This window comes from Bradyrhizobium sp. (genome assembly GCF_049512235.1).
Lineage (GTDB): Bacteria > Pseudomonadota > Alphaproteobacteria > Rhizobiales > Xanthobacteraceae > Bradyrhizobium.
Genome location: NZ_JBEKXH010000707.1, coordinates 1 through 2630 on the forward strand (window position 1 = coordinate 1; position 2630 = coordinate 2630).

General features: G+C 63.0%; 2 protein-coding genes and 1 pseudogene. 2 read left to right on the forward strand and 1 reads right to left on the reverse strand.

Going from position 1 to position 2630, the window contains the following annotated elements; translation table 11 throughout:
• Window positions 1–86 (reverse strand): annotated as a pseudogene (locus tag ABSG20_RS34225) (sigma-70 family RNA polymerase sigma factor); the annotation flags it as partial.
• Between the two features lie 176 nt (window positions 87–262).
• On the opposite strand from ABSG20_RS34225, the gene fabI reads away from it, so the two are divergent.
• A complete protein-coding gene (gene fabI / locus ABSG20_RS34230) occupies window positions 263–1093 on the forward strand; it encodes an enoyl-ACP reductase FabI (protein ID WP_423868855.1) in 831 nt (276 codons plus the stop codon).
• A 10-nt stretch (window positions 1094–1103) separates the two neighbouring features.
• Window positions 1104–1700, forward strand: coding sequence for a histidine phosphatase family protein (locus ABSG20_RS34235; RefSeq protein WP_423868856.1), 597 nt, complete (start codon window positions 1104–1106; stop codon window positions 1698–1700).
• The last annotated feature ends 930 nt before the right edge of the window (window positions 1701–2630 follow it).

Here is a 2630-nt window from a genome sequence, read left to right on the forward strand (position 1 = left end):
GCGATATCGGCATCGCGCGCCAGTGCGCGCGCGTACCGGCGCAGTGCCGGAATCATGGCTTCGACACTTTGGCGAAACGCGGTCATCGACGCCCGATCCTGGGTTGTCCGGCCGCGCTCCTCACATCGGCGACGCGAACGCCCTCACGCTTATAACACCGAAGAGACGGCGCTATTCCGGCGCTCACGAGCGCGGATTTAGGCTGTACCCCGGGGAAGCGCTGGTGTACCTCCAGACCTGACCGGGGTCGATTGGAGAGCCGATGGCGAAAAGTTCGGGGCTGATGCAGGGCAAGCGGGGAGTGATACTCGGCGTCGCCAATAACCGCTCGATCGCCTGGGGTATCGCCAAGGCCTGCCATGCGGCCGGCGCGGAAATCGCGCTGACCTGGCAGGGCGACGCGCTGAAGAAGCGGGTCGAGCCGCTGGCGAAGGAAATCGGCGGCCTCCTGCTCGGCCATTGCGACGTCGCCGAACCCGCAACCATCGATGCCGTGTTCGATGTGCTCAGGGAAGAATGGGGCCGAATAGACTTCGTGGTGCATGCAATCGCATTCTCCGACAAGGACCAGCTCGACGGCCGCTATCTCGAAACCACCGCCGAGAATTTTTCCAAGACCATGCTGATCAGCTGCTACTCGCTGACCGCGATCACGCAGCGCGCCGAAAAGCTTCTGACCGATGGCGGCTCGATCCTGACCCTGACCTATTATGGCGCCGAGAAGTGGATGCCGCATTATAACGTGATGGGGGTCGCCAAGGCGGCGTTGGAGGCAAGCGTGCGCTATCTCGCGGCCGATCTCGGCGAGAAGAACATCCGCGTCAACGCGATTTCGGCCGGACCGATCAAGACACTGGCGGCCTCCGGCATCGGCGATTTCCGCTACATCCTGAAATGGAACGAATATAATGCGCCGATGCGGCGCACCGTGACCACGGAAGAAGTCGGCGACAGCGCGCTCTATCTGCTCTCCGATCTGTCCCGCGGCGTTACCGGCGAGGTCCATCACGTCGATTCCGGCTATCACATCGTCGGCATGAAGCGGCCGGATGCACCCGACATTTCCCTCGGCAATTCGCTGAGCAAGGAATAACCTCCATTCGATGCCGGGGCCCACGATCTACTACATTCGCCATGGCGAAACCGAGTGGAACGCGCAAGGCCGGCTGCAGGGCGGGCGGGATATTCCGCTCAACGATCTCGGCCGCAGGCAGGCCGTCACGGCCGGCTTGATCCTCGGCGGTCTCGCGCGCGATCGCCGCGGCGGGCAGCCGCTCTCGTTCGTCGCCAGTCCGCTGCTCCGCGCCCGGGTCACGATGGAACTGGTGCGTGGCAGCTTGCGGCTGCCGCCCGATGACTATGCGATCGACGACCGTCTGCGCGAGATCAGTTACGGCAATTGGGAAGGCGCGACGCTGGCGGAGGCGCAACTGGCCGACCCCGCAATCTTTGCGGCGCGCCAGGCCGAGAAATGGACCGTGCCGCCGCCGTGCGGCGAAAGCTATGCCGCGGCAGAGGCGCGGATGAGCGAGTGGTACAGCCAGCTGAGCGCCGATACCGTCGCGGTCGCCCATGGCGGCACCGCGCGGGCGCTGATGGTGGCGCTCCGCATCGAGAGGCCGGAACGCGCCGCCGATCTGCTCATCGAGCAGGGCGCGGTCTACGTATTCGCCGAGGGCGGACTGAGGAAGCATCGTTAAGCCGTCTTCGCGGGAAAGTTGTGTCACCAAAAAGACCGCACCTTTCCCCTGTTAAGCCCTGTTAATACAGGTGCCGAAACAGGCACAGGTTCCTGTGTCAGAGTCGTAGGGTTAAGCAAAAGGCGCTCTTCGCGCCGTTGCCCACCACCTGTTGCTTGAAATGATTCTTAAGTTGGCGGGCACGCCATCGGTCCGCGCATTCGCGCGACCCGATGGCTTTGCCCACCCTACAAATTCCGATGCACTTTTCAAACAGCCGAGCAAGGATTTCGTCATGGCCGGGACATCTGCGCGAAGACGCGCGGAGCCTCTGAACGGGCGCGCTCCGTATTCGGGATTGAAAGGCTTCAGTGGATGCGTTGTAGGATAGCCAGTATGGCGACGCCAGCTCCGATCATGCTGCCGAGACGGACAGTCAGTTCGGACTTGAGCTTGTCGAGATCGGCCTTGGTGGCCAGTTCTTGCATGACGAAATCTCGCGTTGCCTCGGCGTGGGCTTCGGCCTGCGGCCTGCGGGATGCCCGCGTCCTGCAGATGCTTGGAATAGCCGAGCGTATCAAAGGTTAAGGCCACAGTCATTCCTTTTTGGCTCTTGGGTGTCGGGACAAAGACCCCGTTGCGAACGGAGCCGTGTGGTTACTTTGCTTCGCGCCAGACGGCGGATAGGCGGCCTGGATCGCTTATCGGGCCGCGCGCTTTGCGCGGACCCGTTGGCGCTTTAGCCCGGGTATGACAAATCCGTCGTTCCAGACGCGAATTGACGTCCCGCGGCGCAGTGCGCCCGAGCTGTTGCCAGAACTTCCCGCCCAACAGAGGGCGTGGGGAATGCCGGATGCCCAGTGGCACCCGCAGCCTCGCGTGCAGAAAACGGCCATCACGCACACGAGTATTCACAGCGAGGCACCGGAAAACACCCGGCATTCCCGCACG